We start from the raw sequence: 20,373 nt of genomic DNA on the forward strand, positions 1-20,373 counted from the left end.
CGGCAGCGCGGCGACAGGTCGTCGGCGCAGGTACCGCGGCGACCCCGGTGCCGGGCACCGGGGTCTGGGTCGGGCACAGTCCTCCAGCCCGCTCTCATGTGCGCGTCAGATCGCCCGCGACATGCGCCGCCCACGTCTCGATCGCCGTGAAGTCGCGGAAGTCCCCGCCCTTTCCACTGCGGAGGATCATCCGGGCCACCCATCCCTTCGCGCCCTCCTCGAGACAACCGCCGAAGGTGACGTGCTCCCTGGCGTCGAGTTCTACGACGGCCTTCTGCACGCCGGGTACCGGCGGGATGTCCCGTTCCGAGGCCGTGGCGTCCAGCGGGCCGCTGCTGAACAGCCACACCGGGCGCTCCGCCAGGTCGCGGCGGTACCGGCGGACGAACCGACGGGCGTCCTTGTGCCAGCGTCCGGCGTACAGCGCACCGCCGACCACCACGGCGTCGTACGACGTCACACTCGCGACGGACCGGGCGGGCAGGGTCTCGACCGTCAACCCGTCCTTCCGCAGGACGTCGGCGACGGCTTCGGCGATGCGTGCCGTCGAGCCGTTCGTGGTTCCGTAGGTGACCAACACGGTGCCGGTCATGGCGTTGCACCTCCTCTCACAGCAGGCGCGGCCGGTCGTCGGCCACGCCGTGCCGTGTCTGCGGCTCCACCGGCGACGGGCCCGGTCCGGGCATGACCGGACCGGTGTCGGCCCGCCGGCTGTCAGGTCGTCCGCGTGGCGACGACGTCATGCCGTGGCTCGCCGAGTACGACCTTGAGGGCGCCGGTCTCGGCGGCGTTGCCGAAAACGTCGTAGGCCTCCTCCATCTGGTCCAGGGAGAAGGTGTGAGTGACCAGTTGCGAGGTCGGGAGCCTGCCGGCGGACGCCATCCGCAGCAGCGTCGGTGTGGAACGGGTGTCGACCAGACCCGTGGTGATGGTCACGTTCTTGATCCACAGGTCTTCCAGATGCAGGGCCGCGGGCTTGCCGTGCACGCCGACATTGGCCACGTGCCCGCCGGGCCGGACCATGCGCGTGCACATCTCGAAGGTCTCCGGCACACCGACCGCCTCGATGACGACGTCCGCGCCGAGCCCGTCCGTGAGGTCGGTGACCAGTTGCTCGGGGGCTTCCCGCGCGTCGGCCACGGCGTCGGCGCCGAGGCCCCTGGCGGCCTCGAGCCGGGCGTCGGCCAGGTCGACCGCGACGATCCGCTCGGGTGCGAAAAGCCGGGCGGTGGCAATGGCCGCCAGCCCGATGGGGCCGGCCCCGACGACCACGACGGTGTCCCCGGGCCTCACCCTTCCGTTGAGCACACCCACTTCGTAGGCGGTGGGGAAGATGTCGGCCAGCAGCACGGCGTCCTGACCGGCCAGCGCTCCGGGCAGCGGGTGCACGGACAGGTCGGCGTACGGCACACGGACGTACTCCGCCTGGGTTCCGTCGATCAGGTGTCCGAGGATCCAGCCCCCGCCGCCCCGGCACTGGCCGTACATGCCCTCGCGGCAGTACCGGCACCGTCCGCAGGCGCTGATGCAGGAGACCAGTACCCGGTCCCCGGGGCGCACCGTGCGTACGTCGCTTCCCGCCTCGACGACCTCACCGACCGCCTCGTGTCCCAGCACGGTGCCGGGCCGCACTTCGGGCACGTCCCCCTTGAGGATGTGCAGGTCCGTTCCGCAGATGGTCACGGCGTCGACCCGGACGATCGCGTCGGTGGGTTCCTTGATGCCGGGGTCCGGGACCTCCTCCCAGGAAGCCTGTCCGGGACCGTGGAAGACGTAGCCCTTCATGACGACCCTCGCTCTCTTGCTCGCCGGTGGGGTGAGGAACCCGGCGGCGCGCCGTCGGCAAGGTGGGCGCCGAGCACCGGCGCAACGCCGGGGTTCCGCACCTCCAGTCTGTTCGACGACCGGGACATCCGCTTGGGCCGGTCGGCCCTCGGGGGGACGGCCGGCCCGGTCGGCCCCGCGGGGCTCAGCGGCCGCGCAGGGCGGCGAGCGCGGTGTCGAGGTCGGCCGCGCGGGGGCGGTTGTGGGGCAGCTTGGCCAGCACGACCGCCATGCCGCAGGTGTCGGTGAGCGCGGAGAAAACCAGGCCGCCCGCGACACCGGCCGAGAGGAGCTGGAACGCCGGATGCACGAGCAGGCCGAGCAGGAGGCCGAGGAGCACCAGGGTGCCGGCCGTCAGACGGACCTGGCGCTCCATGCTCCAGCCGGCCGGAGTGGTGGCACAGACGGCGGGGTGGTGCAGGTCGTGGCCCTGGGCGGCCCAGGCGCTGGTGCCTCCGGCGAGTGTGGCGGTGGGGACGCCCTGTTCGGCCAGCAGTGTGCAGGCGTTCTTGGAGCGGGCCCCGGAGGCGCACACGAGAAGCACGTCTCCCCGCTCGGCGGCGTGCCGGATCTCGGGCAGGGCGCGCCGGACGTGGTCCAGGGGGATGTTCAGGGCGCCGGGCAGATGGCCGGAGGCGTACTCGGCGGGCGTGCGCACGTCGATGACGGTGAGTTCGTCGAGGCGGGTCCGGGCCTGGTCGGTGCCGAGGGTGACCGGGGTGAGGGGGCTGGTCATGTCAGGTGTGATCCTTGGTGGTCGACGTGGTCCCGAATGGGGACGTACAGTACCCCTAGGGGTATTTTTCGAGGAGTGGTCGTGGAACTGGAGCTCGAGGGTGCGGATCTGAAGGCCGTGCTGAACCGGCTGCGCCGGGCGCAGGGCCAGATCTCCGGGGTGATCCGGATGATCGAGGAGGGGCGCGACTGCGAGGAGGTAGTCATGCAGCTCGCCGCGGCCTCCCGCGCGCTCGACCGGGCCGGCTTCGCGATCATCGCGACGGGCCTGCAGCAGTGCGTGGTGGACATGGAGTCCGGTCGTAAGAACGGGGAGGACACCGAGCAGATGCGCGCCCGGCTGGAGAAGCTGTTCCTGTCCCTGGCGTAGGGGGTCGCCGGGGTGTGCGGGCCGCGGCGCGTCACATCGTCACCGCGTCGAGCAGCATGAGGGCGGCCGCGGCCGCCAGCACCCCGGCGAAGATCCGCTGGAGTGTGCCTCCGGAGACCTTCGCGGCCAGCCGCTTCCCGTCCCACGCGCCGAGGACCGCCGCTCCGGCGAAGGGTCCGACGACCCCCCAGTCCAACGTGTCGAGCGTGCCGGCGCGCATCGCCAGCGCGGCCAGGGAATTGACGGTGATGACCAGCAGGCTGGTGCCCACCGCCTCACGCATGCGCAGGCCGAGCACGCCCACCAGCGCCGGTACGGCGAGGAAGCCGCCTCCGACGCCGAGCACGCCGGTGACGGTGCCGAGCCCGGCGCCGGCCGCTGCCGCGCGGCCCGGCCGGACCGGCACGACGGTGTCCGCGAGCGGCCGGGCCCGCAGCATGCGCAGCGCGGCCGCTGCCGCCACCACGGCGAACGCCGCCGTCAGCGCCGTCTCCGGAAGGCGTCCGGCGAGCGCGCCGCCCAGCATCGCCGGGCCGATCCCGGCCGCTGCGAACAGCATCCCCGTCCACCACCGCACCCGGCCGTCACGGGCGTGCGCGGGCAGTGCGGCGACCGAGGTGAACGCGACGATGACCAGACTCGCGGTGGTGGCCTCGAGCGGAGTGAAGCCGAGCAGGTAGATCAGGGCCGGGACGGCCAGCACGCTGCCGCCGCCTCCGAGCGCACCGAGTGCCAGACCGATCACGGCCCCGGCCACCAGGGCGAGGACGAGAGCGCTCACGTGAGGGCGCCGTTCGCGCCGTGCGGGTCCGTCACCGGCAGCCCCGCGGCGGCCCGGGCCGTCGGCGTGGACAGCGGCGGGTGGGCGGCTCGGGGAGTGTGCTCCGCCTGCCGCACGGTGACGCGGTCCGGGCCGCTGCGGCCTCGCCGGAAGATGCTCATGTCGGTTTCCTGCTCCTGTGTTTCTCCTGCCGGCGCGAAGGGCCGGCGCGGCCCGCTGCGGCGTCCGTGCCGCCGGCGGCCATCAGCAATCATCAGCCGCCGTCAGCCCTTGCCGACGGTGAGTCCGGCCCGCCCGGCCGCGTCGAAGGAGTCGTCCACGGCGACGACGTCACGCCCCGCGGCATCCAGAAGGGAGGCGGCGACGGCGGCACGCACACCGCCCGCGCAGTGCACCCACACCTCACCCTCGGGGACCTCGTCGAGGCGCCTGTGCAGGGTGTGGATCGGAATGTGCACCGAGCCCCGGACGTGTCCGCCTGCCCGCTCCGCATCACGCCGGACATCGAGGACGACGACGCCCTCCGCGGGGTGCCGGCCGGCGAGGTCGGCGAAGGTCGCCCGCGGGAAGGAGGCCGGCTCCTCGCCCTCGCGCACCCAGTCGGCCGGCCCTCCGGTGGCCGCGGCGGCCGGGCGGTCGATGCCCACGCGGACCAGCTCGCGCTGGGCGACGGCGAGTTGCTCGGACGACTCGGCGAGCAGGGTGACGGGCTTGCCCCAGGGGATCAGCCAGGCCAGATAGGTGGCGAGCTGCCCTTCGGCCTCGAAGTTGTACGAGCCGGAGACGTGTCCGTCGGCGAAGGCGACGCGGTTGCGCAGGTCCACCACCCACTCCCCCGCCGCCAGCCGGGCGGCGATCTCCCCGGCGTCGGCGAGGGCGGGCCGGGTCAGGTCGACGGGCGCGGGGCCCGTGGCATTGACCGGTCCCATGTGCGCGTAGTAGGCGGGGATGTCGTCCAGACCGGCCAGCAGGTCGGCGACGAAGGTGTCCACGTCCCGGGTGAGGGCCTCGTTGGACGTCTTCTCCTTGCCGATCGTCGTGCTGTCGCCCCCGGCCTGGGTGGACGAGCAGAAGCTGCCGAAGCCGTGCGTGGGGAGCACCGCCGTCTCCTCGGGCAGTTCGGCGGCGAGTCGGCGCGCGGAGGCGTGCTGTGCCCGGGCCAGGTGCTCGGTCAGGCGCGGCTCCACGAGGTCCGGGCGCCCGACGGTGCCGATCAGCAGCGAGCCGCCGGTGAAGACCGCGCGTGCCGTGCCGTTCTCCTCCAGCACGTAGGAGGTGTGGTGCGGGGTGTGACCGGGTGTGGCCAGGGCGCGCAGGGCCAGACCGGCGGCGGTGTCGATGTCCGCGCGGTCGCCGTCGTGCACCGGGACCCGCGCGAAGGCGACCCGGGCCCCGGCGGGCACGAGGTAGGCGGCGCCCGTGATGCGGGCCAGCTCCGGACCACCGGTGACGTAGTCGTTGTGCAGGTGCGTCTCGACGACGTGCGAGATCCGCACCCCGCGCCGCACGGCCGCCGCGATCACCCGGTCGATGTCGCGCGGCGGGTCGACCGCCACCGCCGTCCGCTCGCCTCCCGCCAGATAACCGCGGTTGCCGAGCCCCTGCACCTCGATCGTGTCGACGAAGAACACGAAGCACTTCCTTCCAGTGAAGAATTACCCCGGGGGGTATACCGTCGACAGTAACACAGGTACCCCGGGGGGTATCTCCGAGGAAGAGGGCGACCCCGCGCACACGCCTCACTCACGAGTACCTCGCACACGGCCCGCACACCTCGGGAGCGGCCGCGGCGGCGGCCGTTCGCGCCACGGGGCGTCCCGCGCCTCCGCCCGCCCCGACCCCCATGAACGGGCGTGATCACCGACAGTCCGGGACCGGCCACCGGCTCTCCCGCGGGACCGCTTAACATCACTCGTGATGAGGAGCCGTGCGCAGCAGGCGCGAGACAGAGGACGCGGTCCGCGGTGGACTGTTCGCACCGCGGTCCTCTGCCCTGCCCTTGCCGTCCTGCTCGCCGCCCTGGTGGTGTGCCTGGGGTACGCGGGGCACGGTGGCGCCGAGAAGGACGCCGCGCCCCCGACCGCCCCGTCCGCGGGCGGGACAGTGGTGACAGGGACCCCGGCCGGGCATCCCGTCATGTCCCTCGTCCGGCAGGGCGACTGTTCCCCCGGCGATCCCTGCTGCTCCCCTGCCGTCCACGACGTACCGGCCGTACTCGGCGCGCCCACGCAGACTCCGCCCCTGGCCCTGACCCGCATGCCGGGCTTCCCGTGTCCGGAGCGGCACCCCGCGGTCCTCGCACAGCCTCCGCCGGTGCACAGCGCTCCCGACCTCCACGTCCTCCAGGTGCAACGGACCTGACGGTGCCCTGCCGCGCCCTGCGCTCACGTCCGCGCAGGTACCGAGCGGTATCCGTCCATCACCCCTGCACCCACCGCCGAACGGCGGGAGAAGGACTCATTCAGCCATGAACAAGACCAGCAAGAAGGAAGCCGCGGCTGCCCGCAAGGCCCGCGTCGAAGAGATGCGTCGCGTCGAGAGAGCGCGGGAGCGTCGTCGCCGCGTCATCACCATCACGCTCAGCACGGTCATCGTCGCGGGACTGGTCGGGTGGGGCGGGTACGCCCTCAACAGCGCCAACGAGAAGAGCGAGCAGCAGGCGGCCGAGGCGAAGAAGCCCGTACAGGGTGAGAAGACCTGGGAGGCGAAGAAGCTCACCCGCAACCACGTCCAGGGCACCGTGAAGTACGCGATGAGCCCACCGGTCGGCGGCGACCACAGCCAGGCGTGGATGACCTGCGAGGGCACCGTCTACACCGAGGCGATACCGAACGAGAACGCCGTCCACTCCCTCGAGCACGGCGCGGTCTGGGTCACCTACAACGACAAGGCCGCCGAAGCCGACGTCAAGGCTCTCGGGGACAAGGTCTCCAGGACCCCGTACAGCCTGATGAGCCCGGTCACGGACCAGTCCGGGGCGATCATGCTGTCGGCCTGGGGGCGCCAGCTCACCGTGGACGATGCATCGGATCCGCGGATCGACCAGTTCTTCACCAAGTACGTCCAAGGGCCCCAGACCCCTGAGCCGGGTGCCGCCTGCTCGGGCGGCTTGATGGCGTCATGACCGGCACGGTCATGACGGAACGAGCCACGGCTCCGGAAGAGGAACACGGCCCACGGCCCGGCCTCACCCGCTGGCTGACCGTCGGCGCGGCGGCCCTCGTCGCCGTGGTCGTGGCCCTGTCGGTCCTGGTCATGGTGAGCAAGGAGAACGAGCAGACGGTCGGCGTTCCGGCCGTGGACTCCGCCGATGCGGGGTTCGCTCGTGACATGGCCGTCCACCACCAGCAGGCGGTGGAGATGTCGTACATCGTCCGTGACCGCACGGCCGACGAGGACATCCGGCGTCTCGCGTACGACATCGCGCAGACTCAGGCCAACCAGCGCGGCATGATGCTCGGCTGGCTCGATCTGTGGGAGCTGCCGAAGGTCTCGCCCGACGGGTACATGACGTGGATGCACGGTGGCCACGAGGACCACGGGTCGAAGGGCGGGTCCCTGATGCCGGGCATGGCCACGGCCGCGGAACTCGGCCGGCTCGGTGAGCTCGAGGACGATCAGGCGGAGATCCTCTACCTCCAGCTCATGATCGACCACCACATCAGCGGCGTCGACATGGCCCGCGCCTGTGTCTCGCAGTGCGAGGTGGACACCGAGCAGAAGCTGGCGCAGAGCATGGTCGAGGGCCAGCAGTCGGAGGTGGAGTTGATGACCGCCCTGCTGAAGGAGCGCGGGGCCGCGCCCCGGAAGTGATTCCGCTCCGGCCGTCCGGTCGGGTGCCCCCAGAGGCGGCGCCCGACCGGACGCGCGGCGACGGCTCCCGTACCGGAGTCCGGCGTGGCGACGCGGTGTGCCCGATCGTCACCCGAACCGTCACCAGGGCACGCCGGGGTGAAATTTCCGTTTCGCAGCGACTGGTCGGCCGGTTTCCCCGATGATGGGGACCGCCCGGACAACGGATCAGGCAACGCTGGGAGTACGCACATGACGGTGCAAGCCGGTATGCAGCAGGAGCGCGTCACGGGGAGGGTGTGGGCGGTGCGCCTGGACCCCTACGGCCGCCCCTCCGCCGGCACGGTCCGGCTCTCCTGCTCCCGCCCGGCCTGTGCCGATCAGCACTTCTCCAGCACTCCCGCGGGGCGCAAGGCCGCGGTCGAACACGTCAACATGCATCTGTCCCGCATCCGGGCGGACGGCGGGCCGCGCGGCGGGGCATGGTGCGGCTGTCGCGCCGCCGACTGCGCGTGGCACACCTCCGACGTCCCCGCCGGCAGGCGTGACGGGGCGCGACCGACGGAGGGGGCGGTGCGATGCGGGGGCCCGGTGGTCCTGATGGTGCACGCGAGCCGTGCCGGGCGGCTGTGGCGCATCGCGGAAACGTGCGTGCGCTGCGCGGCCGCCATTCCCGACTGCCGCGTCCTGGCCACCGCCCCGCCGCCCCGTCCGGCCGGGGCCGGGTCCGGGGCCGGGGCGGGGGCGGGGGCGGGACGGGAAGCGACGGGAACGCCGCAGACGGTCCGGGAGCCGACCGGCGGGAATGTGGCGGCGGTGTTCTCCGACCACGCCCCCTCACCTCTGCCCCCTCCTGCTCCTGCTCCTGCTCCTGCTCCTGCTCCTGCCGATGCTTCTTCCCCGGCCGCCGGATCCGCCGTGGCGCCCGGCGCCCGCACCGCCTCACCGGGGGACGCGTCCCGGCGGGCGAAGCGGTGCGGGAAGATCGCGCAGCGGACCGTGCCGCACGACCTTCAGCCCGACGTGCTGCGGGTGGAACTCATCGAGCTCGGAGATGCGTTCCGCGCCTATCAGCAGCGCACCGAGCCCGACCTCGTCGTCCTTGCCGAACTCCACGAGCGCAAGGCCCGTGCGTTCGCCCTGTGGGCCGATGTCACCGGCGACGGAACCCTGCGCCATGAGGCGCACCGGGCTCGCAAGGCGGCGCAGACCACCCTCGAGATGCACGAGAACCGGGTCGGCGGGCCCGCCGACGGCCCGGTGGTGGAACGGCTGCTGACCCGGCAACAGGCAGTGCACGCCCGTACCGTGCTGGGCTACGTCCAGGACCACGCCCCGCACCCCGAGGCCGAGGTGCACCTCGCGGTGCTTCTGCTCACCCTGCGGGCCGCGCGCGCCGGCACCGGGAACATCACCGGACAGGACCTCACCGCCTGGTTGCAGGGCGATGCCGAGCGGGTGCTGGAACAACTGGTCGCCGCCGACTGGCTGCGTCTGCCCGGTACCGTCACCGAGGCGCTGGCCTCCCGGCCCGAGAACCCCACCGCGGTCACCGTCCCCACGCTGCTGCCCGAACAGCCCCGCCCGTTCGTCTTCGGCAAGACCACCCGCTCGAAGATCTCCGGTTGGGCCCAGAAAGCCGTGGGCGACCGGAAGATCCGCAAGAGGAAACTGGGCGCCGCCACCCGGCTCCTCGCCCTGTACAGCGCCGCCCACACCCGCCCCGACGGCAGCCTCGGGCACGCCGAGGACGGCGGACTGCATCTGGACAGGGCCGCCGTGTTCTGCGCCCTGCCGCCCGAGGAGATCACCGGGCACGTCGAACTGCTGATCGCCGCCGGCTGGCTCGCCGAGGCCGACACCACCGGAGGGCGGCTGCGCGGACAGCTCACCGAGCGGGTCCTGCCGCTGGGCGGTCTGCTGTAACGCGCCGGGCCCGCCATGACCCGATCGCACCGGCTTCAATTCCGCGGTTCCTGACGGACCTTCCCTTATCGGGTGGCCCCTGCGCTGTCGTCCTGCGAGCATCTGCGGATGCTCATACTCACCGACGACCTCGGCCACCTTTCCTACGCCGTCACCGGCGAGGGACCGCCCGTCGTACTCGTGCATGCCGGCGTCGCCGATCACCGCATGTGGGACGCGGTCGTGCCCGTCCTTGCGGAACGGCACACGGTCATCCGGTACGACTTGCGCGGCTTCGGCGAGTCCGCACCCCCGACCGGACCGTTCAGCGAGACCGACGACCTGCGCCGCCTCCTGGACCACCTCGGCCACGAACGCGTCCGGCTTGTGGGTGCGTCCTGGGGCGGCCGCGTGGCCGTGGACTTCGCTCTCACCCACCCCGGCCGGGTGGACTCCCTGGCGCTGCTCGCCCCGCCGTGGCCGGGACACCACTGGTCCGCGGAAATGGTCGCGTACGACGAGGCCGAGACCGCGGCCTTGGACGCCGGCGACCTGGACACCGCCATTCGCGTGAACCTGGACATGTGGTTGCGCGGGCCCGCACGCGGATGGGATGACGTTGCCGAGGGGCTGGCCGACCAACTCGGCGTTCCGCTGAGGACGTCGTTGGTGAACCAGGCCGTCAGGGAAAAGCACTCCCAGGACGCCACGACCGGCGACATCTCCGCTGTCTCCGTCCCCGCACTGGTCGGGATCGGCACGTTCGACGTCGCCGACTTCCAGGACATCGCCCGCCGGTACGCCACAGAGATTCCCGGCGCCACTCTGGTCGAGTTCCCCACCGCCGCTCACCTCATCGCTCTGGAGGCGCCCACCGAACTCGCCGCGGTACTGGTCCCGTTCCTCGCCCGCCAGTGACGGGCGCCGGCATTGCGCCCGTGCGGCTAACGGTGCGACGCACGAGTCTGGACAGCGCGGTGAGGGGAGAAGAGTGGGCGACGGTGGACTGACGCAGCGGACCGAAGCGGCCCTCGACGCCCCGTGACGGACACCGGCGACAGCTTCACCCTCGGAGTGGTCGCCGGGGTTCAGGACCCCGACGCCATCCGGCCCATGACGGTCCTCTCACAGGTCACGAGGCCGGCAGCCGACGGCTGGGGCGGGTATCCGAAGGGCGACGTCGACGAGATCCAGGCGTTCGCGGGTACTCTGCGCGATCGCGACGTCACCGGCCTGGGCCACGAGACCGACCCCTGCCTGTGCTCCTGACGCCGTTCGGTCCGTCGTCCGCGGCCTTTGCGGAACCGGGCGGAAGGGTCGGCCCGCGGGGTCCGTGAGGACCGGGAAGCGGTCGGGTCCGGCTGGGGTTCCGGGCGGGTGGCGCCCTGGGACAGCAGCCGGACCTCGGCCTCGGCTGAGTCGTCGACGTCGACGTCGAAACTCGGACAGCTGATCGGGGACGCCCGATGCGACCTGGGATATACCCTTCGGTGTCCGGTTGTTCGTAGCTTGACCGACTGTTCTCGCACACAACGCCACAACATTGGGTGTACGCTACATCGATCACTCAGGAGACCCATGCGCCCCCGAATACCTTCCGTTTCTCGAAAGGCCTCGCTCCCGCCCGTCGCCCTGGCGGGCGGTGCGCTGACCGTCGGGATCGGCGGCCTGTATCTGGCCGGGCTGCTGCTCACCGGCGGTGAGATCGAGGCGGGTACGACGGTGCGCGGCCTGGACATCGGGGGCCTGACCCGCGAGGAAGCCACCCGGAAGCTGGAGCAGCACCTGGCGGCGGCCGGCCCGCGGAAGCTGGCAGTGCAGGTCGGCGACCGCGAGGGCACGGTCGATCCGCGGCAGGCGGGGCTCACCTTCGACATCCGGGAAACCCTTGACCGGGCGGCGTCCACCGGCGCCGACCCGGTCAGCGTGATCAGCGGGCTGTTCCGCTCGGGCGGTGACATCGAACCGGTCGTGCGGACCGACGAGGACAAGGCCCGTACCACCCTCGGGAAGCTGGCGAAGACGCTCGACCAGAAGGCCCGTGACGGCGCCGTCTCCTTCGACGACGGCCGTGTCGAGCAGATCACCCCGCGCACCGGGTACGCGCTGGACGTGGACGCCGCGAGCGGTGCCCTGCGCGACCCCTTCCTGCGCGGCGCGGCGGACTCGGTCACGGTGCTGCCCGCACGCGAGACCAGGCCGAAGGTCACGGCGGAAGAGGTACGGCGGGCGGTGCGCGAGTTCGCGCGGCCGGCGATGTCGGCACCGGTCACGCTCACCGCGGGCGACAAGCGGTTCACGATCACCCCGGCCGTGCTGGGCGAGTACCTGACGATGCGGCCGGACGACACCGGCAGGCTCACACCGAAGCTCGACAGCAGGGGCCTGCGCGCCGCCCCCGCGGTGGCCGGCGCCCTGAACGGCCTCCCCACCACGCCCCGGAACGCCCGGCTGGGACTCGAGGGCGAGAAGGTCGTGGTGACCGCCGACGCCCGACCCGCCGTGAAGGTCACCGACAAGGCCCTGAGCAAGGCCGTCCTGCCCCTGCTCACCGAGTCGGGCGCCGCCCGCACCGGCGAGGTGGCCACACAGCGGATCCAGCCGGAGATCACCCGCGAGAACGCGGCCCGTCTGGGGCTGACGGAGAAGATGTCCTCCTTCACCGTCGCCTTCGAGCCGGCCGCCTACCGCACGACGAACATCGGCCGGGCCGTGGAACTCATCAACGGCTCCGTCGTCATGCCGGACGAGACCTGGAGCTTCAACCGGACCGTCGGCGAGCGCACCCGGGCCAACGGTTTCGTCGACGGCATCATGATCTTCGACGACCAGTACGTCAAGGCGTCCGGCGGCGGTGTCTCCGCCGTGGCCACGACCGTCTTCAACGCGATGTTCTTCGCCGGGGTCAAGCCCGTCGAGTACGGCGCCCACTCCTTCTACATCGAGCGCTACCCCGAGGGCCGTGAGGCGACGGTCGCCTGGGGCAGCCTCGATCTGAGGTTCGCCAACGACTCCGGCAAGGCCGTCTACATCCAGGCCGAGTCCACCGACACCTCGGTGACCGTCACCTTCCTCGGCACGAAGAAGTACGACGAGATCACGTCGGTCAAGGGGCCGCGCACCGACGTGCAGCAGCCGGCGAAGAAGGTGAGCACCGCTGAGAAGTGCGTGCCGCAGACCCCGCTCGAGGGCTTCGACGTCACCGTGGAGCGGGTCTTCCACGACGACGGCCGGGAAGTGGGGCGGGAACCGTTCCACACGCACTACACCCCACGTGACGAGGTCACCTGCGCAGAGGCGCCGAGCGAGCATCAGCCCTGAGGAGACGCCCCGTCGCCCCGTCCGGCGTGGCGCCGCCCCGGGGCCCCGCCCGCCCGGCCTCCCTTTCGCGGAGGCCGGCCCCGTCACCCGCTCAGTGGCCACGTCGAGAACGCTCACTGGATCGGGGAGTCGGGCGGGGGAAGCCGGATGGTGCGCTCCCGGTCGAGGGAGTCGACGCCGTCGACCGCCTCCAGGGCCGGGATCCGGTCCTCCGGGACGGTGCCGGAGAGCGTGCCGAGGATCGGCTGTTCGCCCGTGACCGTCAGTCCGGCCCTCCGCAGGGCCGCGACCACCTCCGCGAACCGGTCGGGGTCGACCGCGAGGACGACCCCGACCGGCGCGGACCGGGGTGACTCGCTCACGGGGCCTGGAGCAGGCCCGCGCCGACGTCCCGGACGGGCTGCGTCAGCGGGAACGCGCCGGACTTCAGGCTCGCCATGAGATCGGCCGCGGAAGCGTTGGGGTTCGCCTCGGCGAGCAGGGCGAGGACACCCGCGACGTGCGGCGTGGCCATGCTCGTGCCGCTCATGGTCTGATACCCGCCGCCCGGAGCGGCCGAGCGCACGTCCCTGCCGGGCGCAGCGATGTTGATCTCACCGCCTTGGTCGTTGATTCCGCCGTTGGAGAAGAACGACGGCGTGATCGACTTGTCGAGCGCGGCCACCGCGAGGATGGAGGGGCAGTTGGCCGGTCGGCTGACCGGCCGAATGCTCGGGGGTCGGTTGCTGTCGTTGCCCGCGGCGGCGACGATCACTGTCCCGCGCTCGAGCGCGCGCTGAGCCAGAATCTCGTACGTCTGCGGGAACAGTTCACCCGGTCGGACCCCAGCGCCGAGCGACATGGAGATCACCCGCGCGCCCCGGGCGATGGCCCAGGCCATGCCCGCCAGGATCTGGCCGTCGGCACCGCTGCCCTGGTTGCTGAGGACCTTCCCGGCGAGGATCCGGGCCTCGGGGGCCACGCCGTAGCGGGGTGCCTGCTGGGGGTTTTTCGGTCCGGCGACGGTGCCGATGCAGTGGGTGCCATGGCCATGACCGTCCTCGACCGCCTCGCCGACCACGAAGGACATCGTGTCCTCGACACACCGGACCAGGTCCGGGTGGGTGATGTCCACGCCGGTGTCGAGGACGGCGACCTTCACACCGCGTCCGGTCAGGTTAGTCAGGTTGGCCCGGATCGCCTGCAGGCCCCAGGTGAAGCTCTGCTCGTCCGAGGCCGGGCCCTGGGCGGCGGCGATTTCGGTCCTGGTGTGGCGGGTGACCACGTCCTCGTCACTGCGGTAGGCCGGGAAGAACTCGGTCGGCGCCTGCTGCGGGGCGGTGATCGGCAGGGCGTACACCATGCGCTCCGGCTCCGCCGCGATGATCGACGGCTCCGCCTCGGCCGTGGTCACCAGCGTGTGGCGCTGATCGGGCCGTACCTCGACGACGGCGGCTCCGAGTTCCTCGAAGTGCACCGAGACGTCGGGGCGTTCGAGGAGTTCGGCGACGTTCGCGGCCTCGGCGCCCCGGACGCGTTCGACGGACGCGATGTCGGCGGAGGAACGCAGTGCGTTGATTCCGCTCTCCTGGTTGCTCGGGTCGAGCAGGACCACGTACCGACCGGTGTACTCCGTGCCCTGGCCCCTGACGGGGCCATTGGGCCGAAAGGGCTGCTCGCCGAAGGCGCGCCTGTCCATGGGTCCGTTCGCCATTGAATTTCCCACTTTCTGCTGGGTTCCCCCCGGTTCGTGGACGCGCGCCGATGCACAAGGTGTCGGGTGCCGAGGATGACGGGGCGCGGTTCGGTCGTGTATCGACGCGTGGTGCCGCCGCCTGCAAGGCTGTGCCTGGCCAGGCCGTCGGCAGCGCCCCTCGAACACCGTCGCACCGGGCACGGAGGACCGCAACACAGCGCCGCCGGCCGTGAGTCCTCTCCGTCCTCTGCTCGTTCGCCCTTCTCCAAGCTCTCGGCTTCTCCCCCGGTTACCGCTGGGAGGTGCCCCCAGAGCAGGGGCCCCATCGCGTCGACGTGCCCAGCTCCGCCCTCCGCTTGGCCGCCCTCGCCCTCGCCCCCGCCTCGGCCGATGCGATGAAAGCGGCAGTCGCTGTCGCTGGGAAGTCCAGCTCGTTGCCGGAGCTGCCGTCGGCGCAGCGGGAACGGCCTGCGGGAGAAGAGCGAGGTCATCAGGTTGGGGCACCACGGTGGCCAATGGCGCATATGGCCATGAAAATACCCAAAGGCGATGATGCGGATTTCGTGACCCGTACGCCCATTGGAGGGACGGCCATGCACAACGAGCGCAGCCAAGTGCGGCGGGCGACCGCGTGGCGGCAGCCGACCGTCGGCGGCACGCTCGAGGGTGACCGCCGGGCCGCCGAGAAGGTCGTCCTGGAAGCGGCTGAGGCGGAGCACGACTTGGTCGACGAGGGCTGTGGCACCGATCCCTCCACGCTGAGTGCCGGACAGCTGTACCGCAGGGTCAGCGGCAGGGACGACCGGGCACGACCGGTGAGCGAGGAGGAACTCGCCGGCCTGAGCGACCCGATGGCCGCCGAGTTCTTCCGCAGGAACAGGTTCCCGGTGACAGTGCGGGAGCTGTTGTCTGGACTACCGGAGGCGGCCGCCGCCTCTCGGCGGGTGTACCTGGTCAGTGAGGCCGGGCAGATCGCGCCGGGCACCTCTCCCGGACTGCACCGTGACATGCGCTTCGCCGTCACCGTGGCCGTGCGAGCCGGCCAGGCGGACCTGCTGATCAGTACGCAGGCCGGCGGCGACCAGGTCACAGCGTTCCTCCAGGTCGCGGCCTGGGACCCTGATGCGAAGGTCTTCAACTTCTACATGCGCGTCGGTCCGACCTGGGTATGGGCGGGCAACTCCTGGGACGCCTTGGAGCCGGACTCCCGCGGCAAGGGTTGTTTCGACAGCCATGTCAACGGAAGCGCCGTGATGAAGGAACTCAGGATCCCCTGGATCAACTGGCAGTCCGAGCGGGCCACGATCCGCCTGGCCGACGACGACCCACTGCGCCGTGATCCTCTCTACCAGCAGGTCACGGGCGCCCAGAAGCTGGAGTTGACCGTCAGGTCGCTGGTCACCAGATGGACTGCCGCGCGACTCGCCAGGGTCACCGCGAACGGCGTCGTCGAACACCCCGACCGCCTGCTCCGCCATCTGTTCACGACCACCACCGTCAACCTCGCCAGCACGGACCGACAGAGCAGCGTCGTCACCCCGGAATCGGCCGACCTGGTGCTCCCGATGGGGTTCTGGCTCAATCAGGACGTCCTCCTGAACGACCTCGGCCTGGTGACGCAGGCCGCACCTCCCACGGCACCCGCTGCCCGGTACTGCGCAAGCCTGGCCCGGTTCGGCTTCCGGCTGGAAGAGCGGGCCGAGGACGGTGGCATCGCCTTCCGCCAGCCCGGCGACACCTTCTTCGCCTTCGCGGTGCCCGAGGCCGCTCACGAGGACAGCGAAGTGGTACGGCAGATGATCCGCCATGGGCTGCTCTCGGCGAAGTTCGCCGCCTGCGTGCTGATGGTCGACTTCCCTGATCCGGTCTTCAGCGCGCCTCGCGCGCATCTCATGCGGTATGCGCCCACCACAGCGACCAAGTCCTCGGCACTGTGCGACCAGATGGCCCTGGCCATCACGGATGCCGCCCGTGCCCTGCCCGCCGACAGCCCCGAGAGCCGCTTCGCCGCGCACTGGGAGGTGCCCGACGACGCGTGGCAGGCGGTGTTCGGACAGCGCGTGGACACCTACTTGCGCAAGGCCGCGGCGCGGGCCCGCACCGAAGACGGTTTCGACGACTACGTCCGCCTCGCCGAATCCCGCCGCCGGCAGTTCCGGGCCATGAAGCTGAACGAGTTCCAGCTGACCCTGCCGGTCACCGACATCCCCGCTGACGCGCCGCCGCTGACGATGCGTGAGGACGCCACCACCGCCCCCCTGTCCTGAATCACCGCCCAAGCGCTCGGCCACCACGCCGTCCGCTTCGCACGGAAGGAACGGACCATGACGAAAATCGACGCCTACGGGCCTCCAGGGAACCTCGACGACTTCGACGATTTCGGCCGCAAGGCATGGAATGCCTTCATCTCGAACACGGTGGACGCGGCCATCGAGGGACCCGATCCCCACGAGGTGCTGCACGACAGTCCAAGGCCTCAGTTCTACAACCTGACCAGCACAGACACCGCCGAGGACGCCACCAGGGCCGCCATCAGCTGGACCGCGTTCCCCCGCATCATCAAGATCACGTCAAGTTCCGACGTCCAACGGTGGGAACGCTGCGACGCCAGCCGTGACGTCCAGGACGAGTACTGCGAGTGGAGCGTCACACGCGACAACACGAACAAGATCACGCAGGTCACGTTCACCTGTGAAGGCCCTGAGTACTGGGAAGTGCTCGCGGAGACCAACCCGCAGAAGGTCATCGAGCTCTACCGTCACCACATCAGTCCTGACGTCCGTCCAGAGGATCTGTTCTCCCCCACCGGCCGATACCAGCCGCGCAACAAGTGGAACGACTCCACGAGCCACGGCGCCATGCACCTCGTCCAGCGCAACAACACCCTCGGCGCCGAGATCGAACTGGCTGCCGCGGCCACCATCCGGCGCGTCATCGACGGCACGGAGCTCACCACCGAGCAGGAGCTCATCGCCTGCGGCAAGTACGGAGCCCCCGAACGCAACAGCGATCCGCACATCGGCGCCGGCGTCAACGCCCTCGCCCGCCAAAGGGCCGACATCACCCTCGCCGACCCGGTCGGCCTGTACTTCGACGACCTGTCCACCGACGGCTGGGAGACGCCCGACGGGTCCGACCCCAAGAGCTACTGGACCTATCTCAGGGGCGACACGGAACACCGTGTCCGAGCCGTCTACCGGGTGTCACCTGAGAAGGGCTTCAGCGTCGGAGACATCACCATCGCCGGCAGGCCCATCCGATTCGGGTCTCAGATCGCAGACTTCATCACCATCAAGCTCACCGGAACCGCCTGCCGTTTCGGCAAGAGCACAGCCGAGCCACAGACCTCCTGTGTGGAGTTCCTCCCGGCCGACATGCCCGAGGAGGCGTTCACCGCAGAAGCCTTCTCCGCCTACGGCAACTTCCTCGACCCGAGGCCCGCCCTCTCCAGCCGCTCCTCCCGCGTCGCCTGAACCGCATCGGCGGGTGCTCCTTCGGTGACCGGAGGGATCCGTGAAGCATTCGCCCCTCTTCCGCAATCGGCGGTGGCGCCGAGTCGCTGGTTCTTCGCCGGCACACCCCGGCACGGCACGATCAACCCGAAGACCGTCCCACACCGTCAGCCGACGTGGCAGTGCCCGGCGGGCGCCGGTTTCGCCTCGCGAAGTGCCATCACGGTGCTGTACCGGGGGTGTTCCAGCTCTCCCCGGGTACCTGCGTCCGGCGGCGGCCGCGGCGAACCCGGGAGGCCGGTCCGAACGCTGCTATGCGGAAGCCAGAACCTCTCCGGCTGTGATCTGGGGAGGGTTGGGGAGCAGGGACGCCAGGTTGTCCCGCACGAAGTCCGCCGCCCTCGAGATCGATTCCTCGGCACCGGCCCGGTCCTGGAAGACGCTGGTCGAGACCATCACTCCGTCCCCGGCATCGACCCAGTAGTAGGCCACGAAGCCGGAAACCTGCCTCATGAGCGGCACGAAGCCCTCGTTCACGAGGCGTCCCGCCTCTGCCGGATCTGTCACTCCTTCGTACCGCCGGACCGCTGCGTACATCGCCAAGCTCCTCGCGGGGTTCTGGGTTCGTCCTCTGCTGAGACGTCGTACCCCTGCGCCGACTGCCTGGCTCATGAGGCGTCCGGCAATCACCTGAAGGGCCTCCTCAGGCGATCCGAACGGCGGCTTCCGGCGTGGAACCACGTCAGGAACCCGCCGTGCGGATCTTTCCGCGTTTTCCGCGCGACGCCCGGGCAGCCGCACACGCCGGGCGGCGCGGGACCCGGAAGGCCCGGAAGGCAATGCCCCGGCTGCCGGTGGTCCCCCACCCGTCGAGAAGGGCGCCTGCCGGGCTTCGACCGAGCTCGGGCGCCCTTCTGTCGCGGCTAGAAGAAACCCAGCTTCTTCGGCGAATACGACACAAGGAGGTTCTTCGTCTGCTGGTAGTGGTCCAGCATCATCTTGTGCGTCTCCCGGCCGATCCCGGACTGCTTGTAGCCGCCGAACGCCGCGTGCGCGGGGTAGGCGTGGTAGCAGTTCGTCCAGACACGACCCGCCTGGATGGCGCGGCCGGCGCGGTAGGCCGTGTTGATGTCGCGGGTCCACACGCCCGCGCCGAGACCGTACGACGTGTCGTTGGCGATCTTGATCGCGTCGTCGAAGTCGTCGAACGAGGCCACCGAGACGACGGGGCCGAAGATCTCCTCCTGGAAGACACGCATCCGGTTGTCGCCCTCGAAGATGGTCGGCCGCACGTAGTAGCCGCCCTTCAAGTCGCCGTCGTACTCGGCGCGTTCGCCGCCCGTGAGGACCTTGGCGCCCTCCTGCCGGCCGATGTCGATGTAGGACAGGATCTTGGCCAGCTGCTCGCTGGACGCCTGCGCGCCGATCATCGTGTCGGTGTCCAGCGGATGCCCGGGCCTGATCAGCTCGGTGCGGGCGACGGCCGCGGCCAGGAAGTCGGGGTAGTTGCCGCGCTGGATCAGCCCGCGGGAGGGGCAGGTGCACACCTCGCCCTGGTTCAGCGCGAACATCGTGAACCCTTCGAGGGCCTTGTCGCGCAGCTCGTCGTCCTTCTCCCACACGTCGTCGAAGAAGATGTTCGGCGACTTGCCGCCCAGCTCCAGGGTGACCGGCTTCAGGTTCTCGGCCGCGTACTGCATGATCAGCCGTCCCGTGGACGTCTCGCCGGTGAAGGCGATCTTCGCCACCCGCGGACTGGAGGCGAGCGGCTTTCCGGCCTCCGGGCCGAAGCCGTTGACGATGTTCAGCACGCCCGGCGGCAGCAGGTCGGAGACGAGGCTCAGCCAGTAGTGGATGGAGACCGGCGTCTGTTCGGCGGGCTTGAGGACGACCGTGTTGCCCGCGGCGAGGGCGGGCGCGAGCTTCCACGTCGCCATCAGGATGGGGAAGTTCCACGGGATGATCTGGGCGACGACGCCCAGCGGCTCGTGGAAGTGGTACGCGACCGTGTCGTCGTCGACCTCGCTGAGCGAGCCCTCCTGGGCGCGCACGGCGCCGGCGAAGTAGCGGAAGTGGTCGATGGCCAGCGGGATGTCGGCCGCCAGGGTCTCCCGTACGGGCTTGCCGTTCTCCCAGCTCTCGGCGACCGCGAGTGACTCCAGGCAGGCCTCCATGCGGTCGGCGATCTTCAGCAGGATGTCGGACCGCTCGGCCGCCGGCCTGCGTCCCCAGCCGGGCGCGGCCGCGTGGGCGGCGTCGAGTGCCGCCTCGACGTCCTCCGCCGTACCGCGCGCCACCTCGGTGAACGGCTGCCCGTTCACCGGACTCGGGTTGTCGAAGTACTGCCCCTTGACCGGAGGTACGTACTCCCCGCCGATGAAGTGGTCGTAGCGGGGCTGGTAGGAGACGATCGCGCCCTCACTTCCGGGCGCCGCGTAACGGGTCATGCGGAACTGGCCTCCTTCAGCAGGACTGCCCGCCGTTGGGCAGCTCTGCGCCGGAGCCTAAGGACACGGAC

General features: G+C 70.9%; 20 protein-coding genes. 10 read left to right on the top strand and 10 right to left on the bottom strand.

Features of this window, described 5'->3' with window-relative positions:
- Window positions 1-94 precede the first annotated feature (94 nt).
- From JL475_RS23370 to JL475_RS23380, 3 genes are all read right to left on the bottom strand, one after another.
- The gene (locus JL475_RS23370; RefSeq protein ID WP_202279788.1) at window positions 95-592 is read right to left on the bottom strand and encodes a flavodoxin domain-containing protein; all 498 of its coding nucleotides are present in this window, start codon (window positions 590-592) and stop codon (window positions 95-97) included.
- A gap of 122 nt (window positions 593-714) precedes the next feature.
- A complete protein-coding gene (locus tag JL475_RS23375; protein WP_202279789.1) occupies window positions 715-1,785 on the bottom strand; it encodes a zinc-dependent alcohol dehydrogenase family protein in 1,071 nt (356 codons plus the stop codon).
- Window positions 1,786-1,969: 184 nt separating this feature from the next.
- Window positions 1,970-2,560, bottom strand: a complete 591-nt coding sequence (locus JL475_RS23380; RefSeq protein WP_202279790.1) for a rhodanese-like domain-containing protein — start codon at window positions 2,558-2,560, stop codon at window positions 1,970-1,972.
- A gap of 81 nt (window positions 2,561-2,641) precedes the next feature.
- Here JL475_RS23380 and JL475_RS23385 point away from each other — a divergent pair, with 81 nt between their 5' ends.
- A complete protein-coding gene (locus JL475_RS23385; RefSeq protein WP_109378715.1) occupies window positions 2,642-2,929 on the top strand; it encodes a metal-sensitive transcriptional regulator in 288 nt (95 codons plus the stop codon).
- 31 nt (window positions 2,930-2,960) lie between these two features.
- Here the strand turns inward: JL475_RS23385 and JL475_RS23390 are convergent, their stop codons facing one another.
- The 3 genes from JL475_RS23390 to JL475_RS23400 form a co-directional block, all read right to left on the bottom strand.
- Entirely contained in the window at window positions 2,961-3,710 is a 750-nt protein-coding gene (locus JL475_RS23390; RefSeq protein WP_202279791.1) for a sulfite exporter TauE/SafE family protein, read from the bottom strand.
- Entirely contained in the window at window positions 3,707-3,871 is a 165-nt protein-coding gene (locus tag JL475_RS23395) for a hypothetical protein (RefSeq protein WP_202279792.1), read from the bottom strand. Before JL475_RS23395 ends, JL475_RS23390 begins: the two co-directional genes overlap by 4 nt.
- A gap of 102 nt (window positions 3,872-3,973) precedes the next feature.
- Window positions 3,974-5,341: an MBL fold metallo-hydrolase gene (locus JL475_RS23400; RefSeq protein WP_202279793.1), complete on the bottom strand. Its 1,368-nt coding sequence runs from the start codon at window positions 5,339-5,341 to the stop codon at window positions 3,974-3,976.
- A 286-nt stretch (window positions 5,342-5,627) separates the two neighbouring features.
- On the opposite strand from JL475_RS23400, the gene JL475_RS23405 reads away from it, so the two are divergent.
- The 7 genes from JL475_RS23405 to JL475_RS23435 all read left to right on the top strand — a co-directional run bounded on the left by JL475_RS23405 (window position 5,628) and on the right by JL475_RS23435 (window position 12,728).
- Entirely contained in the window at window positions 5,628-6,071 is a 444-nt protein-coding gene (locus JL475_RS23405) for a hypothetical protein (RefSeq protein WP_237408045.1), read from the top strand.
- 106 nt (window positions 6,072-6,177) lie between these two features.
- Window positions 6,178-6,834, top strand: a complete 657-nt coding sequence (locus tag JL475_RS23410; RefSeq protein ID WP_202279795.1) for a DUF3105 domain-containing protein — start codon at window positions 6,178-6,180, stop codon at window positions 6,832-6,834.
- 131 nt (window positions 6,835-6,965) lie between these two features.
- Complete coding sequence (locus JL475_RS23415; protein WP_237408065.1) at window positions 6,966-7,523, top strand: DUF305 domain-containing protein; 558 nt, start codon at window positions 6,966-6,968, stop codon at window positions 7,521-7,523.
- 231 nt (window positions 7,524-7,754) lie between these two features.
- Window positions 7,755-9,428: a hypothetical protein gene (locus tag JL475_RS23420; RefSeq protein ID WP_202279797.1), complete on the top strand. Its 1,674-nt coding sequence runs from the start codon at window positions 7,755-7,757 to the stop codon at window positions 9,426-9,428.
- Between the two features lie 108 nt (window positions 9,429-9,536).
- Window positions 9,537-10,325, top strand: coding sequence for an alpha/beta fold hydrolase (locus JL475_RS23425; RefSeq protein WP_202279798.1), 789 nt, complete (start codon window positions 9,537-9,539; stop codon window positions 10,323-10,325).
- A gap of 123 nt (window positions 10,326-10,448) precedes the next feature.
- The gene (locus JL475_RS23430) at window positions 10,449-10,676 is read left to right on the top strand and encodes a hypothetical protein (protein WP_202279799.1); all 228 of its coding nucleotides are present in this window, start codon (window positions 10,449-10,451) and stop codon (window positions 10,674-10,676) included.
- Window positions 10,677-10,985: 309 nt separating this feature from the next.
- The gene (locus JL475_RS23435) at window positions 10,986-12,728 is read left to right on the top strand and encodes a VanW family protein (protein WP_202279800.1); all 1,743 of its coding nucleotides are present in this window, start codon (window positions 10,986-10,988) and stop codon (window positions 12,726-12,728) included.
- Window positions 12,729-12,841: 113 nt separating this feature from the next.
- On the opposite strand, the gene JL475_RS23440 is transcribed toward JL475_RS23435, so the two are convergent.
- Window positions 12,842-13,090 (bottom strand): hypothetical protein, encoded by a 249-nt coding sequence (locus tag JL475_RS23440; protein WP_202279801.1) that lies wholly within the window; start codon window positions 13,088-13,090, stop codon window positions 12,842-12,844.
- Window positions 13,087-14,421 (bottom strand): S8 family serine peptidase, encoded by a 1,335-nt coding sequence (locus JL475_RS23445; RefSeq protein WP_202279802.1) that lies wholly within the window; start codon window positions 14,419-14,421, stop codon window positions 13,087-13,089. Before JL475_RS23445 ends, JL475_RS23440 begins: the two co-directional genes overlap by 4 nt.
- Window positions 14,422-14,996: 575 nt before the next feature.
- Between JL475_RS23445 and JL475_RS23450 the strand changes: the two genes are divergently transcribed.
- Both JL475_RS23450 and JL475_RS23455 read left to right on the top strand, forming a co-directional pair.
- Window positions 14,997-16,670, top strand: coding sequence for a hypothetical protein (locus JL475_RS23450; RefSeq protein WP_237408047.1), 1,674 nt, complete (start codon window positions 14,997-14,999; stop codon window positions 16,668-16,670).
- Window positions 16,671-16,727: 57 nt separating this feature from the next.
- Window positions 16,728-17,876 carry a hypothetical protein gene (locus JL475_RS23455; RefSeq protein ID WP_202279805.1) on the top strand — a complete coding sequence of 383 codons (1,149 nt, stop codon included), beginning with the start codon at window positions 16,728-16,730 and terminating at the stop codon, window positions 17,874-17,876.
- Between the two features lie 291 nt (window positions 17,877-18,167).
- On the opposite strand, the gene JL475_RS23460 is transcribed toward JL475_RS23455, so the two are convergent.
- Window positions 18,168-18,368 carry a hypothetical protein gene (locus tag JL475_RS23460; RefSeq protein WP_237408049.1) on the bottom strand — a complete coding sequence of 67 codons (201 nt, stop codon included), beginning with the start codon at window positions 18,366-18,368 and terminating at the stop codon, window positions 18,168-18,170.
- Window positions 18,369-18,778: 410 nt separating this feature from the next.
- The gene (locus JL475_RS23465; RefSeq protein WP_202279809.1) at window positions 18,779-20,302 is read right to left on the bottom strand and encodes an aldehyde dehydrogenase family protein; all 1,524 of its coding nucleotides are present in this window, start codon (window positions 20,300-20,302) and stop codon (window positions 18,779-18,781) included.
- Window positions 20,303-20,373: the final 71 nt, after the last annotated feature.

Origin of the sequence: Streptomyces sp. M2CJ-2 (assembly GCF_016757295.1) — a bacterium.
Classification (GTDB): domain Bacteria; phylum Actinomycetota; class Actinomycetes; order Streptomycetales; family Streptomycetaceae; genus Streptomyces.

What these genes read in the sequence shown, in the direction of transcription:
- JL475_RS23465 (WP_202279809.1), bottom strand. Translation starts at nt 20,302, where the DNA reads ATGACCCGTTACGCGGCGCCCGGAAGTGAGGGCGCGATCGTCTCCTAC.
- JL475_RS23410 (WP_202279795.1), top strand. Translation starts at nt 6,178, where the DNA reads ATGAACAAGACCAGCAAGAAGGAAGCCGCGGCTGCCCGCAAGGCCCGC.
- JL475_RS23420 (WP_202279797.1), top strand. Translation starts at nt 7,755, where the DNA reads ATGACGGTGCAAGCCGGTATGCAGCAGGAGCGCGTCACGGGGAGGGTG.
- JL475_RS23375 (WP_202279789.1), bottom strand. Translation starts at nt 1,785, where the DNA reads ATGAAGGGCTACGTCTTCCACGGTCCCGGACAGGCTTCCTGGGAGGAG.
- JL475_RS23405 (WP_237408045.1), top strand. Translation starts at nt 5,628, where the DNA reads ATGAGGAGCCGTGCGCAGCAGGCGCGAGACAGAGGACGCGGTCCGCGG.
- JL475_RS23450 (WP_237408047.1), top strand. Translation starts at nt 14,997, where the DNA reads ATGCACAACGAGCGCAGCCAAGTGCGGCGGGCGACCGCGTGGCGGCAG.
- JL475_RS23395 (WP_202279792.1), bottom strand. Translation starts at nt 3,871, where the DNA reads ATGAGCATCTTCCGGCGAGGCCGCAGCGGCCCGGACCGCGTCACCGTG.
- JL475_RS23425 (WP_202279798.1), top strand. Translation starts at nt 9,537, where the DNA reads ATGCTCATACTCACCGACGACCTCGGCCACCTTTCCTACGCCGTCACC.
- JL475_RS23435 (WP_202279800.1), top strand. Translation starts at nt 10,986, where the DNA reads ATGCGCCCCCGAATACCTTCCGTTTCTCGAAAGGCCTCGCTCCCGCCC.
- JL475_RS23415 (WP_237408065.1), top strand. Translation starts at nt 6,966, where the DNA reads ATGGTGAGCAAGGAGAACGAGCAGACGGTCGGCGTTCCGGCCGTGGAC.
- JL475_RS23455 (WP_202279805.1), top strand. Translation starts at nt 16,728, where the DNA reads ATGACGAAAATCGACGCCTACGGGCCTCCAGGGAACCTCGACGACTTC.
- JL475_RS23370 (WP_202279788.1), bottom strand. Translation starts at nt 592, where the DNA reads ATGACCGGCACCGTGTTGGTCACCTACGGAACCACGAACGGCTCGACG.
- JL475_RS23460 (WP_237408049.1), bottom strand. Translation starts at nt 18,368, where the DNA reads ATGAGGCAGGTTTCCGGCTTCGTGGCCTACTACTGGGTCGATGCCGGG.
- JL475_RS23380 (WP_202279790.1), bottom strand. Translation starts at nt 2,560, where the DNA reads ATGACCAGCCCCCTCACCCCGGTCACCCTCGGCACCGACCAGGCCCGG.
- JL475_RS23445 (WP_202279802.1), bottom strand. Translation starts at nt 14,421, where the DNA reads ATGGCGAACGGACCCATGGACAGGCGCGCCTTCGGCGAGCAGCCCTTT.